The sequence below is a fragment of the Vreelandella piezotolerans genome (assembly GCF_012427705.1).
Taxonomy (GTDB): domain Bacteria; phylum Pseudomonadota; class Gammaproteobacteria; order Pseudomonadales; family Halomonadaceae; genus Vreelandella; species Vreelandella piezotolerans.
The window spans coordinates 1,246,640-1,263,670 of the sequence record NZ_CP048602.1 but is presented as its reverse complement, the minus strand read 5'-3'; the positions used below and the strand labels follow the sequence as shown (position 1 = coordinate 1,263,670).

The 17,031-nt window shown below is 61.2% G+C and carries 14 protein-coding genes; 4 read left to right on the top strand and 10 right to left on the bottom strand.

All coding sequences use genetic code 11. From position 1 onward, the window contains the following. Positions 1-7 precede the first annotated feature (7 nt). Positions 8-880, bottom strand: a complete 873-nt coding sequence (locus tag GYM47_RS05810) for an alpha/beta fold hydrolase (protein ID WP_168444439.1) — start codon at positions 878-880, stop codon at positions 8-10. 80 nt (positions 881-960) lie between these two features. Here GYM47_RS05810 and GYM47_RS05805 point away from each other — a divergent pair, with 80 nt between their 5' ends. The 3 genes from GYM47_RS05805 (at position 961) to GYM47_RS05795 (ending at position 3,061) form a co-directional block, all read left to right on the top strand. Next, positions 961-1,143 (top strand): hypothetical protein, encoded by a 183-nt coding sequence (locus GYM47_RS05805; RefSeq protein ID WP_139525529.1) that lies wholly within the window; start codon positions 961-963, stop codon positions 1,141-1,143. An 89-nt stretch (positions 1,144-1,232) separates the two neighbouring features. Continuing rightward, a complete protein-coding gene (locus tag GYM47_RS05800; protein ID WP_139525528.1) occupies positions 1,233-1,676 on the top strand; it encodes a LexA family protein in 444 nt (147 codons plus the stop codon). Further along, on the top strand, positions 1,673-3,061 hold the full coding sequence (locus GYM47_RS05795) for a Y-family DNA polymerase (RefSeq protein WP_153842390.1): 1,389 nt from the start codon (positions 1,673-1,675) through the stop codon (positions 3,059-3,061). The genes GYM47_RS05800 and GYM47_RS05795 overlap by 4 nt, the downstream gene beginning before the upstream one ends. Here the strand turns inward: GYM47_RS05795 and GYM47_RS05790 are convergent. From GYM47_RS05790 to GYM47_RS05750, 9 genes are all read right to left on the bottom strand, one after another. Further along, positions 2,984-4,447 (bottom strand): sodium-dependent transporter, encoded by a 1,464-nt coding sequence (locus tag GYM47_RS05790; RefSeq protein ID WP_153842389.1) that lies wholly within the window; start codon positions 4,445-4,447, stop codon positions 2,984-2,986. The two genes, GYM47_RS05795 and GYM47_RS05790, sit on opposite strands and share 78 nt — an antisense overlap. A gap of 134 nt (positions 4,448-4,581) precedes the next feature. Further along, positions 4,582-5,964, bottom strand: coding sequence for an L-serine ammonia-lyase (locus GYM47_RS05785; RefSeq protein ID WP_153842388.1), 1,383 nt, complete (start codon positions 5,962-5,964; stop codon positions 4,582-4,584). Positions 5,965-6,147: 183 nt separating this feature from the next. Continuing rightward, positions 6,148-7,014 (bottom strand): formyltetrahydrofolate deformylase, encoded by an 867-nt coding sequence (purU, locus tag GYM47_RS05780; RefSeq protein WP_153842387.1) that lies wholly within the window; start codon positions 7,012-7,014, stop codon positions 6,148-6,150. A 59-nt stretch (positions 7,015-7,073) separates the two neighbouring features. Then, positions 7,074-7,706, bottom strand: a complete 633-nt coding sequence (locus GYM47_RS05775; RefSeq protein ID WP_139525523.1) for a sarcosine oxidase subunit gamma — start codon at positions 7,704-7,706, stop codon at positions 7,074-7,076. Beyond that, complete coding sequence (locus tag GYM47_RS05770) at positions 7,699-10,749, bottom strand: sarcosine oxidase subunit alpha family protein (protein ID WP_153842386.1); 3,051 nt, start codon at positions 10,747-10,749, stop codon at positions 7,699-7,701. Before GYM47_RS05770 ends, GYM47_RS05775 begins: the two co-directional genes overlap by 8 nt. Beyond that, positions 10,746-11,087: a sarcosine oxidase subunit delta gene (locus tag GYM47_RS05765; protein WP_139525521.1), complete on the bottom strand. Its 342-nt coding sequence runs from the start codon at positions 11,085-11,087 to the stop codon at positions 10,746-10,748. The genes GYM47_RS05770 and GYM47_RS05765 overlap by 4 nt, the downstream gene beginning before the upstream one ends. A gap of 24 nt (positions 11,088-11,111) precedes the next feature. After that, positions 11,112-12,362, bottom strand: coding sequence for a sarcosine oxidase subunit beta family protein (locus GYM47_RS05760; protein ID WP_153842385.1), 1,251 nt, complete (start codon positions 12,360-12,362; stop codon positions 11,112-11,114). A gap of 47 nt (positions 12,363-12,409) precedes the next feature. Then, positions 12,410-13,723, bottom strand: coding sequence for a serine hydroxymethyltransferase (gene glyA, locus GYM47_RS05755; protein WP_153842384.1), 1,314 nt, complete (start codon positions 13,721-13,723; stop codon positions 12,410-12,412). A gap of 383 nt (positions 13,724-14,106) precedes the next feature. Continuing rightward, a complete protein-coding gene (locus GYM47_RS05750) occupies positions 14,107-15,213 on the bottom strand; it encodes an FAD-binding oxidoreductase (RefSeq protein WP_153842383.1) in 1,107 nt (368 codons plus the stop codon). Between the two features lie 361 nt (positions 15,214-15,574). Between GYM47_RS05750 and GYM47_RS05745 the strand changes: the two genes are divergently transcribed. Beyond that, entirely contained in the window at positions 15,575-16,861 is a 1,287-nt protein-coding gene (locus GYM47_RS05745; protein WP_153842382.1) for an aromatic ring-hydroxylating oxygenase subunit alpha, read from the top strand. Positions 16,862-17,031 lie beyond the last annotated feature (170 nt).

The window sequence follows — 17,031 nt, the reverse complement described above, 5'->3', positions numbered from 1 at the left end:
TGCACCATCAACTGGCCAAGCAGTGTTCACGAGAGATCACGTCGGCCACGCGTTCGACGGCCTGCGGCTCCAAATGCAGATGATGACCGCCTGATAGCACGTGCCGGGTGAGCTTCGGCACTGCCTGCCGCGCCTGAACGGCCCATGCCCGCTCGCCCAAAATACCTCGTTCTCCTTCTATCAATAGCACCGGTGCGCGAATCTCGCTCAGTACGGCCAGCACCTGCTGGGGCGTAAAGCGTACCAGCGAGGGTTTGAGCAGGCGGCTATCGGTACGCATCTGCACCTTACCATCGGCGGTGATTTGAGTATTGCGCTCGACCAAAGGCATCGCGGTGATACTGTCCAACGGCGTGACACCGCCCGCCACCCGGGCCGCCACGGCGCTTTCCAGGTCAGGATAACGCGGCGTGCGTGAAGAACTGCGCCGATGAGCGATGACGCCTTTGCGCAGTTGGCTAACCGTCTCTTCTGGCGGCGTATTGAGCGCGCCCAAGCCGTCCAGCAGCACCAGTTGCGCGACCTTTTCTGGCAAGGCAGCCGCGATCAAACAGGCAACCGCCGCGCCCATGGAGTGCGCCAGCAGCGTGGTCTGTTCGAGGCCTAGGTCGTCCATGGTATCCAGCACATCATGGGTGTAGTCCCAGAGCGCGTAGTCGCTGCCCGCAGGTGCATGGACGGAGTGCCCGTGGCCACGAAAATCGATCGCCACGATGCGAATGCCCAATGTACTCACCAAGTGCGGGGCTAGGCGTGTGAAGCTCGCGGCGTTATCCAGCCAGCCATGCAGCGCCAGCCAAGTGGGCGCGTCACGCTGTCCCCAGCTCAGGGCCGCTAACCGCCCATCGGCCAACGAAAGCGGCTGAGGCGCCGCACTCATTCGAGAAGCGTCCTTCATAAATCAGTGTCTCACAGCGAAAATCCGGCGCGTCAGATGACGCTATGGATGCAAACATTAGGATGCAAACGTTACCATGCTCGACGCAGCGCTTGCGCTGCTTTTACGCGGCCACGGGCCACGACGCCGATTATTTTTTGATGGAGATTGCCATGAAACCTCGCCGCGATACCCGCGTTCGCAACCTTGTGTTTTTTATCACGGTCATTAGTGCCCTGGTCGTGGGGCTGTGGCTGGCCCGCTAAGAGGCGAGCTTGCAATTTTTACCTCGTGGATAAATACTGTTTATTTATACTGTATATAAACACACCATTCATTCTCGAGGATACCGACGATGCCGTCTCAACTCGCCCCCGTTGCGACAGCCTTGCCGTTAACGTCTCAGCCGCTGCCGTTTCCTCCCTTGCGAGGCCGCGCAGGCTTTAGTGGCTTTCCTTCTCCGGCACAAGACTATGAGCCGCGCACCCTCGACCTCAATGCGCGGCTGATCAAACATCCCACCCAGACGTTTTACCTCACCGCCGCTGGCGACAGCATGGAGGGCTGGGGCATCTTCGAGGGAGATTTACTGGTCGTCGACCGCAGCGTCACGCCCCGCTTAGGGCATATCCTCGTGGCCATGTTCGATAACGAAGTGCTGATCAAACGCTACGCGCTGTATCGCGGCACGCCACACCTCTGCTCTGCCCACCCCCACTACCCGCCGCTGCCACTGGAAGACACCGACTGTCAGCACTGGGGCGTGGTGCGTGCCGTCATACACGAGTACCTGCCATGATCGGGCTGGTAGATGCCAATAACTTCTATGTCTCCTGCGAGCGGGTGTTCAACCCAGCGCTAGAAGGCAAGCCGGTGGGCGTGATGTCGAATAACGATGGCTGTGTGATTGCCCGTTCGGCGGAGATGAAAGCCATGGAGATCGCCATGGGCACGCCCGCCTACCAGTTAGAGGGGCTGCGCCGACGCGGAGTGATTCACCTGCTCTCTTCCAACTACGAGCTGTATGGCGATATGTCGGCAAGGCTGGCCCAGCTACTGCGCGATGCCTGTCCCGAGGTCGCCCCCTACTCCATCGACGAGATGTTCATCTACTTGGACGGCTTCGACGATGCCCAGTGCCAAGCCATCGGTGCAGCGCTGCGCCGCCGTATTCGCCGCCATTTAGGGCTGCCCGTGTGCGTGGGCCTTGCGCCGACGCACACGCTGGCCAAGCTGGCCAACCACGTAGCGAAAAAACAGCCGCATTATGAAGGGGTATGTCTACTTCAAGGCGATAGCGCGACCACCCATGTGCTGCTCAAACAGCTCGCCGTTAGCGACGTGTGGGGGGTCGGGCGACGCTTGGCGGAGCGGCTAGCGGTGAGCGGTATTCGCACCGCCTGGGACCTGCGTGAGTGCGACCCGAAACAGCTGCGCAAACGCTTTTCCGTGGTAGTGGCACGCACCGCACTGGAACTACGCGGTACGCCCTGCCTGGAGATGAACGCCGTGGAGCAGCCCCGTCAACGCATCATGACCTCACGCTCGTTCGGTCAAGCCACCGGCGTCAAAGCGGACCTGCACGCGGCGCTGCGCCGCCACGCCCAGCGCAGCGCCGAAAAACTGCGTCAGCAGGGCAGCCTGGCCCGCGCGGTGATGCTGTTCTTGAATACCAACCGCCACCGCAAAGATCAACCGCAGCGCTCGCCCAGCGCGATGATTCCACTCGACGCGCCTACCGACGATACCCGTATCCTCTTGGAGGCCGTTCGCGAAGGGCTCGACCAGATGTACCTGCCCGGCTTTCAGTTCATGAAAGCGGGCGTGATGCTGCTGGATTTGGTGGATGCGCAGCAGTATCAACTCTCGCTGCTACAGCCTGCCGCCAAAGCACACCCGCACTTGATGAAGACGGTCGACGCCATCAACCAGAAGATGGGGCAAGGTACGCTACGCTTTGGTATGACCGATGCCGACGCACCTTGGCAGCTGCGCTGTGCGCATCGCTCCAAGCGCTATACCACGTGTTGGGATGAGTTAATGGAGGCAGGCACTCACCCTGGCGCCATCGCTGAGGCCAGGGCGAGACGAGAAGCGCAGCAGCGCTTAGCGGGAAGAAAGCGCTCGGCGAAGACGCGGGCTAATGGCTTCGCCCACCACGGCCACGAGCACCAACAGCGCTAGCAGCACCGGCCAGTGGGCCGCAAACGACACCTGGTACAGCCCGAGAGCATCGACGAAGATCACCAGAATGCCCAGCGGGCTCACATAGCGCACCATGGCCAGCCACAGTGCATAGGGCAGTGGCGCAAGACCCAGCTCGTCGCGGAAGGTCTCGCTGTTCAGCACGAAGCCCGCCAGCAGCACCATACCCAGGCCACCCAACGGCATCATCCAGCGCGAGGTGAGGTAGTCCAACCAGTCGAAGAAGTGCTTGCCCGCCAGCGTCCAGTCTGCGCCCAGGTTGAACGACAGCATCGCCAGCGTGCTGATCAGCCACAGCACGATGCCGGTGGCCCAAGCTGCCGACCGACGGCTCATGCCTTTGTTATCGCACAGCCAAGAGACCGTCGCTTCCACCATGGAGATCGACGAGGTGAGCGCGGCCATGGAGAGCATCAAGAAGAACAGCACGCCAAACAGCGACCCCAGCGGCATGGCCTGAAACGCCAACGGCAGGCTCATGAAGAGCAGGCCCGGGCCTTCGCCGGGATTCATACCGTTGGCAAAAATCACCGGGAAGATCGCCAGCCCCGCCATCAGCGCCACCACGGTATCGGCCACGGCCACGCTCAAAGTGGTGCGGCCAATGGAGGCACCTTTGGGCAGGTAGCTGCCGTACGTCAGAATCGCTCCCGACGCCAGCGAGAGGGTAAAAAACGCGTGGCCCAGCGCCGCCAGCATCCCTTCGCTGGAGAGGCTGCCCGCCTTGAAGGAGAACAGGAACGCGACCGCATCGCCGAAGCCGCCAGAAAATATCCCGAAGGCGATCAGCAGCAAGAGCATCAGCACGAGGCCAGGCATCATCCAGCTGACGTTTTTCTCGATACCCTCTTGAACGCCTTTACCGACGATGAACATGGTCAGCAGCGTGACCAGGGTGCTCCAGCCGCCGAGCGCAAAGGGGTTCGCGTTGTTGGCGCCGAACACGGCCGCCATGTCGTCCACGCTGGACCCCGCCAAGCCGCCGGAGAGCATCTTCCATAGGTAAGAGAACGACCAGCCCGCCACCACGACGTAGAACGACAGAATCATGAAGCCGCAGAGCATGGCCATCCAACCCAGCAGCGACCAGGCCGACGACCCTCCAGATTCGGTGACCACGCGACGTATGGCGTCGATGGGGCTCCCGCGCCCCCGGCGGCCGAAGGCGATTTCCGTCATCATGACCGGCACGCCCACCGCCAAAATACACGCCAAGTAGACCAACACGAAGGCCCCGCCACCGTACTCGCCGGTGATGTAGGGGAATTTCCAAATATTGCCCAGCCCCACCGCCGAGCCGGTGGCCGCCAGCATGAAGCCCCAGCGGCCCAGCCACTGAATGCGAGGTTGTCCCGAAGACGCCATGACCATCTACCCTGTCGGAAAAAAGCGCCTATCCTAGTGGATTTTGTCGCGAATGCCCACGATGCCTGTGCAAGACGCCTTTAACGCTCTTTCCCCAGCCCTTTCTCCGACCCTTTCTCTAGCCTTTTGCGGTATCAGCATTCGATGGCATTGACGGCCAGCCCGCCTTTGGAGGTTTCCTTATATTTATCGAGCATGTCTTTACCCGTATCACGCATGGTGCGGATCACTTTATCCAGCGAGATGAAGTGCGTGCCATCGCCCCGCAGCGCCATCTGCGCGGCATTGATGGCCTTGACCGTGGCAATCGCATTGCGCTCGATACAGGGGACTTGCACCAGCCCGCCGACGGGATCGCAGGTCAGCCCCAAGTTGTGCTCCAAGCCAATTTCGGCGGCGTGTTCGACCTGCTCGGGCGTTGCCCCCATCACGTCGGCCAGGCCAGCGGCCGCCATGGCACAGGCGGAGCCCACCTCACCCTGGCAGCCCACTTCAGCCCCAGAGATCGACGCATTCTTCTTGCAGAGAATGCCGATGGCGCCCGCGGCCAGCAGAAAGTCCACCACCTGCTTTTCACAGGCGTTGGGCTGGAACTTCATGTAGTAGTGGAGAACGGCGGGGATGATACCCGCCGCGCCGTTGGTAGGCGCCGTGACCATGCGCCCGCCAGCCGCGTTCTCCTCGTTGACCGCCAGAGCGAAGATGTTCACCCACTCCATGGCCGAGAAGGTCGAGGCAATCAGGCAGTCGTTCTGCTCTGCGGTTTGCAGACGCTGATAGAGCAGCTTTGCCCTACGCTTCACTTTTAGGCCGCCCGGTAGAATGCCTTCGTGGGTCAGCCCGTTGTCGATGCACTCACACATCACTTGCCAGATACGCCATAGCTCGTTTCTGATCTCATCTTCGCTGCGCCACACCTTCTCGTTCTCCAGCATCAGCTGGCTGACCCGCAGCCCGTGATGCTTGCAGAGCGACAAGAGCTCATCGGCGGTATCGAAGTTATAGGGCAGCACGACGCCATCGAGGTCGTCCAGCGGCTTGTCTACCTGGGACTGCTCCACGACGAAGCCGCCCCCCACCGAGTAGTAGGTATTGTCGTAGAGCACCGCGCCTTCCGACGTGTACGCGGCCAGCCGCATGGCATTGGGGTGATGTGGCAGGCTCTCTTCGTGGAAATGAATGTCCGCGTCCCAGTCGAAGGGCACCTCTTTCTGACGACCGAGACTCAACGACCGAGATGCTTTCAAGCGCTCGATCGACGGCTCGATCACTGCAGGATCGATCGTGTCGGGCCTCTCACCCAGCAACCCCATGATGATGGCGTGATCGGTCGCGTGCCCGACCCCCGTGGCTGAGAGCGATCCGTAGAGATGTACGTCCAGATGCCCGACGTCGTTGAGCAGCTGTCGATCTCTTAGCTGGGTCACGTACGTATAGGCGGCCAGCATGGGCCCGACGGTATGCGAACTGGAGGGACCGACTCCAATCTTAAAGAGGTCGAAAACACTGATAGGCATTGGAGCACCTCTTTACCTATGCACGGGAGGACATCAGGCCGTGCCTGATACCTAGAATGAGTGAACGAACGATGGTTAAAACGACGGTCGGTGTCGAACGGCGTGTGCGCCGTTCGATGTCTTGGTTGGGCAAGGTGTCATGGGCAAGCCATGACGGGCGCTCGACGAGCGCCCGTCAACGTATCAGTTACCGAACACCACCGTGCGACCCGAGTAGAAAAACACGCGGCGCTCCAAGTGGTAGCTAATCGCCCTTGCCAGGGTCAAACACTCGATATCACGCCCCTTGGCCACCAGGTCTTCGGGATAGTGCGTATGATCGACCGACTCGACCCCTTGGGCGATGATCGGGCCCTCGTCGAGGTCGTTGTTGATATAGTGCGCCGTGGCACCCACCAGCTTGACCCCTTTTTCATAGGCCTGGTGGTAGGGTTTGGCCCCTTTGAAGCCGGGCAGCAGCGAGTGATGGATATTGATAGCGCGTCCCGCCAGCAACTCGCACATGGAAGGAGACAGCACTTGCATGTAGCGGGCCAGCACCACCAGCTCGGCGTCGGTCTCGGCGATGATGTCGCGTACCTGGGCTTCCTGCTGCAGCTTCGTTTCGGGGGTGATCGGCAGATAGTAGTAAGGCAAACCGTGCCACGCCGCCAGTGGCTCCAGGTCCGGATGGTTGGAGACCACGGCTTTGATGTCCAGCGCCAGCTGCCCCGTGCGATAGCGATAGAGCAGGTCGTTCAGGCAGTGATCGGCCTTGGAGACCATGATCACGGCCCCGGTGCGCTTGCCCGGCGCGGTCAGTTCGAACTGCATGTCGAACTCCCGCGCCCTGGCCAGAAAATCAGCGTCGAAGCGCGCTTCGTCGAACGTATCGCACTCCGGACGAAACTCGGCGCGAATGAAGAAGCGTCCACCCAACCGATCATCGAACGAGTTCAACTCGGTGATGTAGCACTGCTGCTCTTTCAAAAAGCGCGTCACGACGTCGACCGTTCCCAAACGGCTCGGGCACTGGGCGGCAAGAATCCAGGTATCGCTCATTCGGCTCATAATGTGTCTCTCGATGAGGGCAGACGATCACCGCCGGAACGCCGTTCCGGCGGGTCCGCTCATTGTTCTACGTGAACGCCATACTCGGCGGCTGCATCCAGCAACCAGCGATAAGAGTAGTCGGCGAAGCTACGGCGTATCACGAGCTCCCAGCACTCTTCACTGGGGCGACGTAGATTGACGGTCGCCTTGGCGAAGACGGTCGTCACCCCCTTGCCGACAGGAAAATGGCTGGGATGGACGTCGTAGACCACCGTTTTCATCAACAGCTCTCGGGCCGCCTCGCCGGTGAGTTCGAGCAGGGTCTGCCCGCCGCTGACGTCGCTGATGGCGAAGTGCGCATCAGCCAGACGCTCGCGCAGCTTGGTTTCCAGCGGATACTCCTCGCCACCGGGCACGATCACCAGCCACTCGTCCGGGGAGAGCCACTGAATGGAGCGCTCGCCGCTGGCATCGTGCACTAGCGCCTGCGGGCGCCCCGGCAAGCCAATGCCTAGCACGTCGCGCACCGCTTCGTCGAGCACGATGGCACCTCCCCGCAGCACCAGATGGCCGAGCATTGCACGTTCGCGTATTTTCAGCCGATAACTGCTGCCCCGTGGGGCGCCGCTGCGCCGGTAGCTGTAGGCGAGCGGTGACTCCACTGGAACAGCGGTATCGGTACGGGTGTCAAAAGTGGCCGCATTAGACATTCTGGCGCTCTCCCTTCGGGTCGTAGAAAACGGAGCTGACGATTTCGGCTTCATGGGTTTGGCCATCGGCCATGGGGAGGTAGACCGTCTCTCCCATCTTCTTGAGGCCGCCTTTGACCACGGCAAGGGCAAACCCTGCACCCAGCGTCGGGCTGTAGTAGCTGGAGGTCACGTGCCCTGCCATGGGCATGGGAATCGCGTGGTTCGGGTCGAACACGATCTGCGCCCCCTCTTCGAGGACGACCTTGGGATCCTTCGGCCTGAGCCCCACCAGCTGCTTACGATTCTCACGCTTGGTGTCGCTACGCGTCAGCGCCCGCTTGCCAATCCAGGAAAACGGCTTGTCGTAGCCGACGCACCAGTGCATGCCCAGATCTTCTGGCGTCACCGAGCCATCGGTCTCCTGCCCCACGATGATGAAGCCCTTTTCAGCGCGCAGCACGTGCATGGTTTCGGTGCCGTAGGGCGTCAGGCCATACTTTTCACCATGTTTGAACAGCGTTTGCCATACGTGCATGGCGTAGTTGGCCTGGACGTTGATCTCGAAGGTCAGCTCGCCGGTGAAGGAGATGCGGAATACCCGCGCCGGTACGTCGGCCACCTTGCCAGAGCGCCACTCCATGAACTTGAAGCCGTCCCGATCGAGATCGATGTCGGTGATCTCGGAGAGCAGCTTGCGCGCCTCGGGACCGGTGACGGTCATCGTGGCCCAGTGGTCGGTCACCGAGGTGAAGTAGACGTCCAGCTCCGGCCACTCGGTTTGATGCCACAGCTCCAGCCACTCGAGAATGGCCGCCGCGCCGCCGGTCGTGGTGGTCATCAGGAAATGGTTCTCGGCCAGACAGCTCGTGACGCCGTCGTCGGTCACCATCCCGTCGTCTTTACACATCAAGCCGTAGCGGCACTTGCCCACCGCCAGTTTTTCCCATTTGTTGGTATAGACCCGCGCCAGAAACTCACGGGCGTCGGGGCCTTGAATGTCGATCTTGCCCAGCGTCGAGGCGTCGAGGATGCCGACCTTTTCGCGCACCGCCAGGCACTCACGCGCCACGGCCTCATGCATCGTTTCGGTTTTGCCATTGACCTTCTGCGGGTAGTACCACGGCCGCTTCCACTGGCCGACGTCCTCGAATTCGGCGCCGCGCTCGACGTGCCACTGATGCAGCGCCGTGTAGCGCTCAGGATCGAAGAGTTCGCGGCAGTGTCGACCGACGATGGCGCCAAACGTCACCGGGGTATAGTTGGGACGGAAGACCGTGGTGCCGACCTCAGGAATCGAGCGTCTCAGGCAGCGGGCCGCAATCGCCATGCCGTTGATGTTACCCAGCTTGCCCTGGTCGGTACCGAAGCCCATGGCGGTGTAGCGCTTGACATGCTCGATGGACTCGAAGCCCTCGCGGGTCGCCAGCTCGATACCGGCCGCCGTCACGTCGTTCTGCAGATCGACGAACTGCTTCGGCGCACGCGTCGTCGCTTTCTCGTGGGGCACTTGGAACAGCGCCACCGCCTGGCCCTGCTGCAACGGCTCGACGCTGGGCGCATTGACGACCTGGGTGGTTTTACCCATGGCCGCCGCTGCCTTGATGCCCGCTTCGATGCCCGCCGCGAGCACGTCACCCAAGGCATAGGTGCCGTTGGCACCGCCGCAGGCCTGGACGCCTTTCACGAGCCCCGGCACGAAACCGATGATCTCGTCACGCCAGGTCGGCCGCGCGCCCGTATGAGACGCCAAGTGAATCACGGGGCTGTACCCGCCGGAGCTGGCGATGGTATCGCAAGCTAGCTCTTGCACCGCGCCGTTCACCTTGAACGCGTCGATATCGATAGGGGCGACGCGCGCCGCGGTGACCCGGTTGCTGCCTTTGGCCTCGATCACGGCACTGCCGGTGACGATCTTGATACCCTGGGCGCGAGCAGCGTCGATCCAATCGCCCTTCGGTGCTTCACGGGCATCGACGATCGCTACCACGTCATGGCCCGCCTCTTTCCAATCGAGAGCCGCGCGATAGCCGTAGTCATTGCTGGTGGAGAGCACCAAACGGCGACCGGGCACCACGCCATAGCGACGGATATAGGTGGACACGGCCCCGGCCAGCAGGTTGCCGGGAATGTCGTTACCGGCATAGACCAGCGGCCGCTCATGGGCGCCCGTGGCCAAGATGACCTGACCGGCGCGTACGCGATGCATGCGCGAGCGCACCGGGCGATGGCCGTGGACCACCGGCGCGGTCTCCCCCAGATGCTCGGTACGCCGCTCGTGCAGCGTGACGAAGTTATGGTCGTGGTAGCCGTTCGCCGTGGTGCGCGGGAGCAGCGTGACGTTGTCACAGCCCGCCAGTTCGTCGAGTACCTGGGCGACCCACTGATCGGCGGGGTTGCCTGCCAGCATCTCACGGGTATCCAGCAGCGATCCGCCCATTTCCTCTTGCTCGTCGGCGACGATCACTCGCGCACCGCTGCGTGCCGCTGCCAGGGCGGCCGACAGGCCTGCCGCACCGGCGCCCACCACCAGCACGTCGCAGTGCTGGTGGAGGTGGTCGTAGCTGTCCGGATCGTTCTCCAGGGGGCTGCGGCCCAGTCCCGCCGCCTTGCGGATGTACTTTTCATACGTCATCCACATCGACGCCGGGGCCATGAAAGTCTTGTAGTAGAAGCCGGGCGGCATGAACTGACCGCCGATCTTGCCCACCAGCCCCATCATGTCGCGCTGCACGTTCGGCCAGCCGTTGGTGCTGCGGGCGGTCAAGCCGTCGAACAGCGCCTGCTGGGTCGCACGCACGTTAGGCACCTGGGCCGCTTCGCTGCTGCCTAGCTGCACGATGGCATTGGGCTCTTCGGCTCCCGCCGCCACGATGCCGCGGGGCCGTGAGTATTTGAAGCTGCGATTGACGATATCGACACCGTTGGCCAACAGGGCTGACGCCAGGGTATCTCCTGCCTGGCCTTGATAACGCTGGCCATTGAAGGTGAAGCTCAGCGTGCGTGAGCGATCGATACGGCCGCCAGTGTCAAGGCGGTAGGCTTGTTGCTTGGACTGGCTCATGCCCGCACTCCTTCTGGACGACTCTCCGCGACCGCTTCGCGAGGCGCTGTCTGGCTCTCGGCCGTGATCGACGGCTGCTCACCCATCTTGTAGGTCTCGAGAATTTCGTAGCTCACCGTGTGACGCGTGACGTTGAAGAACTTACGGCACCCCACTGCATGCACCCACATTTCGTGGTGCACGCCGCGCGGATTGTCGCGGAAGAACAGATAGTCTCCCCACTCTTCGTCGCTGCACTCCTCGGGCTGTTTGGGACGCTCGATGTGCGCCTGACCCTTGGGGTGAAACTCCTCTTCTTCACGGTGTTCGCCGCAGTAAGGGCAATAGATATAGAACATGCGAATTCTCCTCGCTTACAAACCCTAGTGGGCCACACCGGCAGCGCCGTGTTCGTCGATCAGTGCACCGCTGTGGAAGCGGAACATGGAGAACGGCTCGGCAATCGGATGCATCTCCCCTTTGGCGAGGCTGGCAGCGAAAACGTGCCCCGACCCCGTGGTCGCTTTGAAGCCGCCGGTGCCCCAACCGCAGTTGAAGTAGAGGCCTTTGACCGGCGTCTTGGAAATGATCGGGCAGGCGTCCGGACAGGTATCCACGATACCGCCCCACTGACGGTTCATGCGCACCCGAGAGAAGATCGGGAACATCTCGACGATCGCTTGGAGCGTATGCTCCACGGTCGGGTAGCTGCCGCGCTGGCCGTAGCCGTTGTAGCCGTCGATACCCGCACCGATCACCAAATCCCCCTTGTCGGATTGGCTGACATAGCCGTGGACGTGGTTGGACATCACGACGGTGTCGAGAATCGGCTTGATCGGCTCGGAGACCAACGCCTGCAGCGGATGGGACTCCAGCGGCAAGTTGAAGCCCGCCATCTTGGCCAACACGCTGGAGTTACCGGCGGCCACGCAGCCCACGGTCTTGGCCTCGATGTCACCACGATTGGTGTGCACGCCGTAGATCTTGCCGTCACGGATCTTGAAGCCGGTGACTTCGGTCTGCTGAAGGATGTCCACGCCGTGAGCATCGGCACCCCGGGCGTAGCCCCAGGCCACGGCATCGTGGCGAGCCACACCGGCACGCGGCTGCCAGGAGGCACCCATGACCGGATAGCGGGCGTTCTTGGAGCAGTCCATGATGGGCACCAGCGCTTGCACGCCCTTGGCATCCAATACTTCACCGTCGATACCGTTGAGGCGGTTGGCATTCACCCGGCGCTGGATATCGCGCATGTCCTGCAGCGTGTGCCCCAGGTTGAGCACGCCCCGCTGCGAGAACATGACGTTGTAGTTGAGATCCTGGGAGAGCCCTTCCCACAGTTTCATGGCGTGTTCGTAAAGCGCCGCCGCCTCGTCCCACAAGTAGTTGGAACGCACGATGGTGGTATTACGCGCGGTATTGCCACCGCCCAACCAGCCTTTTTCGATCACCGCGACGTTCTTGACGCCGAACTCTTTGGCTAAGTAGTAAGCCGTGGCCAAACCATGGCCGCCGCCACCGACGATAATCACATCGTACTGTTTCTTGGGCGTGGGATTGCGCCATTGGCGCTCCCAGTTCTCATGGTGGCTCAGCGCGTGCTTGACCAGGCCGAAGCCGGAATAGCGTTGCATAGTGGTCTCCTTAGTTCAGCCGCGCCGGGCCCTGCCGGCAAGCCGATTCAAGCAATGGATTCGACGGATTCAGTAACGGCAGCGCCATACACCGGGTGACGAGCACACACCTCGGCCACGTTGGCACGCACCCGGCTTTCGATATGAGTGGTATCCACGCCGGCGGCCAGCTCATCGAGAATGTCGCAAATCCATTCCGCAAGTTCGGCACACTCGTCGGCATCGAATCCGCGCGTAGTGACTGCGGGCGTGCCAATACGCAAGCCAGAGGTCACGAAGGGGCTTTGCGGATCGTTGGGAACGGTGTTTTTATTGACCGTAATGTGCGCACGACCCAAGGCCGCATCCGCGTCTTTACCGGTGATGCCCTGGCGAATCAGCGACACGAGGAAGAGATGGTCGTCGGTGCCGCCAGACACCACGTCGTAGCCGCGCTCGACGAATACGGCCGCCATCGCTTTGGCGTTATCGATCACCTTCTGCTGGTAGCGCACGAAGTCCTGATTCATCGCCTCTTTGAAGGCCACGGCCTTGGCCGCGATCACGTGCATGAGTGGGCCGCCTTGCTGGCCGGGAAAGACGGCGCCATTGAGCTTCTTGTAGAGTGACTCGTCACCGTCTGCCGAGAGAATCAGCCCGCCGCGGGGGCCGCGCAGCGTCTTGTGGGTCGTCGTGGTCACGACGTGAGCGTAGGGCACGGGACTGGGATACAAACCCGCCGCGACCAGACCCGCCACGTGGGCCATATCGACCATCAGGTAAGCGCCCACTTCGTCGGCGATGGCGCGAAAACGCCGCCAGTCCACCACGCGGGAGTAGGCCGAGAAGCCTGCGATGATCATCTTGGGGCGGTGCTCGCGGGCCAAACGCTCCATCTCTTCGTAATCGATCTCGCCGGTCTCCGGTTTGAGACCATACTGCACGGCGTTGTAGTGCTTGCCGGAGAAGTTGGGCGCGGCACCGTGGGTCAGGTGGCCGCCGTGGGCCAGGCTCATGCCCAGCACGGTATCACCCGGAGAGACCAGGGCCATGAAGACCGCGGCGTTGGCCTGGGCGCCGGAGTGCGGCTGAACGTTGGCGTAGTTGGCGCTGAACAGATCACAGGCACGCTCGATGGCGAGCGCTTCGACTTTGTCGACGTATTCGCAGCCACCGTAGTAGCGGCGGCCCGGATACCCCTCCGCGTACTTATTGGTGAGCTGAGACCCCTGGGCCTCCATGACGACCTTGCTGGTGTAGTTTTCGGAGGCGATCAATTCGATATGCGCTTCCTGGCGTGCCGTTTCTTCGGTCATGGCTTCGGCGAGCAGCGTATCGTACTGGGCTAATCGGGCACGGGGGGAAAAATTATTCTGAAGCATCATCGCCTCCTCATTCGTCACTTGTTATTCACTATCATGCAGTGCGTTCAATACTGATGAGCCTTTGGCCACCATGGGCTAGAGCGCTATCACGTGTTGTTACGGCGATACTATCGCTGGTTGGTACCGCCAAGATGCTTACCGACGTCACCAGGGGATGCATTTGCGACATGCTCGGCATTTAGCCAGACGAGCTGCATCGGCCCCTACACATCGTCTTGTCCAGCGCCTTTTACGCAGTGGGCATCCCCACCTCGAACGTCGCCAACACGCCAATTACCGGCCACTCCCCGCCATCGCCAGGCTCGTAAAACAAGCAAAACGCCCCGAACGGTCAGTAGCCGTTCAGGGCGTTAGAAGCACATCAAAGCGTCGCGCGATGGCTAGAAATCGACCACCAAGTTGCCTTTCGGGCGACTGCAGCACGACAAGATATAACCCTCTTCGACATCCTCCTCGGTGATGCCGCCGTTATGCTCCATCTCGACGTCACCGGACTTGAGCGCCACCCGACAGGTGCCGCAAATACCCATACCGCACGCCTTGGGTATGTGCAGACCGAGCTTCGCGGCCGCTTCATGAACCGTCTCACTGGGTTGGATACGAACGCTTTTCCCGGAGCTGGCGAACTCGATACTGTGTAGCTCGCTGGTGTCGATCTGCTCGGCCGCGACCTCGGCCTGCTCGGCAAGCTCGAGCACCTCTTCGCGCACCTCCACCGGCGTGGCACCGAACGACTCTTCGTGGTAGTGGTTCATGTCGAAGCCGTTGGCACGAAGAATATTCTTGATGGCATTCATGTAGGGCGTCGGGCCACAGCAGAAAATCTCTCGCTCCATGAAGTCCGGCACGATGAGTTCGAACAGCGGCTTGGTCAGGTAGCCACGGTAACCGGCCCAGGCTTCACCGATATCGTCTTTGTTCTCACAAATGATGTGCAGCTTGAATTCAGGAATGCGCGAGAACATGTGCACCAGCTCGCGATGGTAGATGACATCGCGAGGCGCGCGGGCGCTGTGTACGAACTCGACGTCGACGCTGGCGTTGGTATCGAACAGCCAGCGGGTCATGGACATTAGCGGGGTGATACCCACACCGCCGGAGAGGAACAGGACTTTCTCGGCGGGAAAATCGATGGAGTTGAAGTTACCGACCGGCCCGTGCACCACCAACTCATCACCCACCCTCAGGTTGGCGTGCAGCCAGTTGGAGACCTTGCCACCCGGCACCTGCTTGACGGTGATGGAAAAACTATAGGGAATGGAGGGCGAGCTGGAGATCGTATACGAGCGCATGACGGGCTGGCCGTCGATCTCTAGCTCAAGCGTGACGAACTGACCGGGCTTGAAGAAGAACATCACCGGCTGCTCGGCCATGAAACAGAACGTACGCACATCCTGCGTTTCCTGTATCACCTTGACGCAGCGCACCTGGTGACGGCCGTTGGTCCAGGTTTGGGTCGTGACCGGATTGAAAAAATTGGTTGTCATTATCGCCTCTGCCTGACCGGCCTTCATCGCTGTGCATCACCGGATCGTGTCGCTGCACGACCAGTACCGTTGACGAGCATTCTGGGGATGCCCAACCCAGCAGACTTACCTGACAGCGACGCGCACTTACCTCGCGCCACTCTCTCTCGTTTAGAAATCACTTTTTTAGTCGCCACTGCGTCACCGTATGTCGCGGCTGGATAACTCGCCCACGGTCGTCTGCAACACAATCAGCCACAGACATCGCACCACAGTCGAACAAAACGCCAGGTTACGCAGCACAACAACAAGACAAACGATCTTGACTAACGGCCGACTCGCAGCCCTCAACAGGAAAGCGGTGGTTCACGAGGATACTGGTATGCAAAAAAGTGTGTTGAACATGATGGAAGACCCGCTGGCAGCGGCGCGCGAGGCAACGGCCCAAATGCTGCGAACCCGCGAAACGACCTATTCGCTCCCGCAGCCGTTTTACAACGATGCCCGGCTGTTTGCGCTCGACATGCAAGAAGTGTTCGAGAAAGAGTGGCTGTTTGCGGGCATGACCTGCGAAATTCCCGCCAAGGGCAACTTCATGACCCTGGACATCGGCGATAACCCAATCGTCATCGTCCGTGGCGACGGCGGCACCATTCACGCCTTTCACAACGTCTGCCGCCATCGCGGCTCGCGTCTGTGTTTGAAAGAAAAAGGCAAGGTCGCCAAGCTGGTCTGCCCCTACCACCAGTGGACGTACGAGCTCGACGGCCGCCTGCTGTTCGCAGGCAGCGAAATGGGCAGCCAGTTCGATCTCAAACAGTTCGGCCTCAAGCCGGTCCACGCAGAGACGGCGGGCGGTTTCATCTTCATCAACTTGAGCGAACAACCGCCCGCGTTCGATGAGTTCCTCGCCACCCTGGATCACTACCTCGAACCCTACCAGATGGATAACGTCAAGGTGGCCGTCGAGTCCACCATCGTCGAGCAGGCCAACTGGAAGCTGGTGATCGAAAACAACCGTGAATGCTACCACTGCAACGGGTCGCACCCTGAGCTACTCAACTCGCTGCAGGAGTTCGACGATACCGACGACCCCCGCGCCACCCCCGCCTACAAGGCGCTGGTGGCCAAAAAGCAGGCGGACTGGGATGCCGAGCGCGTTCCTTATCAGCTAAAGCGGCATGGCAAGCGCAATCGCCTCACCCGCACACCGCTGCTGGACGGTATCGTCTCCATGACCATGGATGGCAAACCGGGTAGCCAGAAGCTGATGGGACGCCTACAAAGCCCCGACATGGGCTCGCTGCGCATTCTGCATCTCCCGAACTCCTGGAACCACTTCATGGGCGATCACGCGGTGGTGTTCCGCGTGCTGCCCATTGGCCCTCAGCAAACCATGGTGACCACCAAGTGGCTGGTGCACAAAGATGCGGTAGAGGGGGTCGACTACGATCCCGAGCGGCTGCGCCAAGTATGGGATGCCACCAACGACCAGGATCGCCAGCTGGCGGAAGAGAACCAGCGTGGTATCAATTCCAAGGCCTACCAGCCCGGCCCGTACTCGGAAACCTACGAATTCGGCGTGATCGACTTCGTCAACTGGTATGCCGCGCGCATGCTAGAGAATCTCGAAAACGACCAGCCGTCGCTCAAGCTCGCCCAGGGTTGATCAATAGGCGTGAGCCACACGGCACCCAGCAGCTGGCCCGCAAACGCGGGCCAGCTTTTTGATGGGCACTCAACAACTCTCTCAACAACTCTCTCAACGGCCTCGATACGCGCTAAGGAAAGAGTGCCGGGCTCACACCATCCACGACAAAAACGGCACTCCGTGGAGTG

What these genes read in the sequence shown, in the direction of transcription:
- GYM47_RS05775 (WP_139525523.1), bottom strand. Translation starts at nt 7,706, where the DNA reads ATGTCTAATGCGGCCACTTTTGACACCCGTACCGATACCGCTGTTCCA.
- GYM47_RS05760 (WP_153842385.1), bottom strand. Translation starts at nt 12,362, where the DNA reads ATGCAACGCTATTCCGGCTTCGGCCTGGTCAAGCACGCGCTGAGCCAC.
- GYM47_RS05805 (WP_139525529.1), top strand. Translation starts at nt 961, where the DNA reads ATGCAAACGTTACCATGCTCGACGCAGCGCTTGCGCTGCTTTTACGCG.
- GYM47_RS05790 (WP_153842389.1), bottom strand. Translation starts at nt 4,447, where the DNA reads ATGGCGTCTTCGGGACAACCTCGCATTCAGTGGCTGGGCCGCTGGGGC.
- glyA (WP_153842384.1), bottom strand. Translation starts at nt 13,723, where the DNA reads ATGCTTCAGAATAATTTTTCCCCCCGTGCCCGATTAGCCCAGTACGAT.
- GYM47_RS05745 (WP_153842382.1), top strand. Translation starts at nt 15,575, where the DNA reads ATGCAAAAAAGTGTGTTGAACATGATGGAAGACCCGCTGGCAGCGGCG.
- GYM47_RS05750 (WP_153842383.1), bottom strand. Translation starts at nt 15,213, where the DNA reads ATGACAACCAATTTTTTCAATCCGGTCACGACCCAAACCTGGACCAAC.
- purU (WP_153842387.1), bottom strand. Translation starts at nt 7,014, where the DNA reads ATGAGCCGAATGAGCGATACCTGGATTCTTGCCGCCCAGTGCCCGAGC.
- GYM47_RS05765 (WP_139525521.1), bottom strand. Translation starts at nt 11,087, where the DNA reads ATGTTCTATATCTATTGCCCTTACTGCGGCGAACACCGTGAAGAAGAG.
- GYM47_RS05795 (WP_153842390.1), top strand. Translation starts at nt 1,673, where the DNA reads ATGATCGGGCTGGTAGATGCCAATAACTTCTATGTCTCCTGCGAGCGG.
- GYM47_RS05810 (WP_168444439.1), bottom strand. Translation starts at nt 880, where the DNA reads ATGAGTGCGGCGCCTCAGCCGCTTTCGTTGGCCGATGGGCGGTTAGCG.
- GYM47_RS05785 (WP_153842388.1), bottom strand. Translation starts at nt 5,964, where the DNA reads ATGCCTATCAGTGTTTTCGACCTCTTTAAGATTGGAGTCGGTCCCTCC.
- GYM47_RS05770 (WP_153842386.1), bottom strand. Translation starts at nt 10,749, where the DNA reads ATGAGCCAGTCCAAGCAACAAGCCTACCGCCTTGACACTGGCGGCCGT.
- GYM47_RS05800 (WP_139525528.1), top strand. Translation starts at nt 1,233, where the DNA reads ATGCCGTCTCAACTCGCCCCCGTTGCGACAGCCTTGCCGTTAACGTCT.